Origin of the sequence: Streptomyces sp. NRRL B-24572 (assembly GCF_002156145.1) — a bacterium.
In the GTDB taxonomy this organism is placed as follows: domain Bacteria; phylum Actinomycetota; class Actinomycetes; order Streptomycetales; family Streptomycetaceae; genus Streptomyces; species Streptomyces vietnamensis.
In genome coordinates, this window is sequence record NZ_MWIG01000751.1 from 1 (window position 1) to 827 (window position 827).

1 protein-coding gene is annotated in these 827 nt (G+C 67.0%); it reads right to left on the minus strand.

Going from position 1 to position 827, the window contains the following annotated elements; translation table 11 throughout:
* Positions 1-133: 133 nt before the first annotated feature.
* Complete coding sequence (locus tag CCN56_RS35085) at positions 134-796, minus strand: deoxynucleoside kinase (RefSeq protein ID WP_086831835.1); 663 nt, start codon at positions 794-796, stop codon at positions 134-136.
* Positions 797-827 lie beyond the last annotated feature (31 nt).

Here is an 827-nt window from a genome sequence, read left to right on the forward strand (position 1 = left end):
CCCCGAGGACGCGGCCCACCTCGGCCTGGCCCTCGTGGTGGCCCCCCTGGGCACCCTGCTGGCCTGGCCCCTTCAGGCGCTCACCGTACGGGCCCGCGGGGCCCCGACGCGGGGACGGCCGTAGAGCGCGGGCTCAGCCGCGGCGTCCGGTCGCCGCGAGGGCGTCCTTGACCTGCTGCGCGACGCGGGCCGCGTCCTCGGGGTTGTTCACCACGTCCGTGCGGTTCATGTCGATGACGAGGACCTCGCTGGCCGAGTAGTGCTTGTGCACCCAGTCGTCGTAGCCGGACCACAGCGTCCGGTAGTACTCGACGAGGCTCTCGTCCTGCTCGAAGTCGCGTCCCCGCAGCCCGATGCGGTGCAGCACCGTCTCGAAGTCCGCCTTGAGGTAGACCATGAGGTCGGGCGCCTTGCGGTACGGCAGGCCGTCGATCTCGCGCATCATCTCGTCGAGCAGCCCCTCGTACACCCGCATCTCGAGGGAGCTGATCCGGCCCAGGTCGTGATTGACCTTGGCGAAGTACCAGTCCTCGTAGATGGACCGGTCGAGCACGTTGTCGCCCTGCTTGTACGCCTCCTTGATCGCGGCGAACCGCGTCTGCAGGAAGTAGAGCTGGAGCAGGAAGGGGTAGCGGTTCGCCTGGATCTCCTCGGGGCTCGCCGAGTAGAAGAGCGGAAGGATCGGATTGTCGTCCACGCTCTCGTAGAAGACTTCGCTGCCCAGCTCCTTGGCGAGGATTTCGGCCACACTCGTCTTGCCGATTCCGATCATGCCTCCGACGCAGATCACCGGCATACCTCACTTCTCCCTGGGGGCTCTTCTGTTC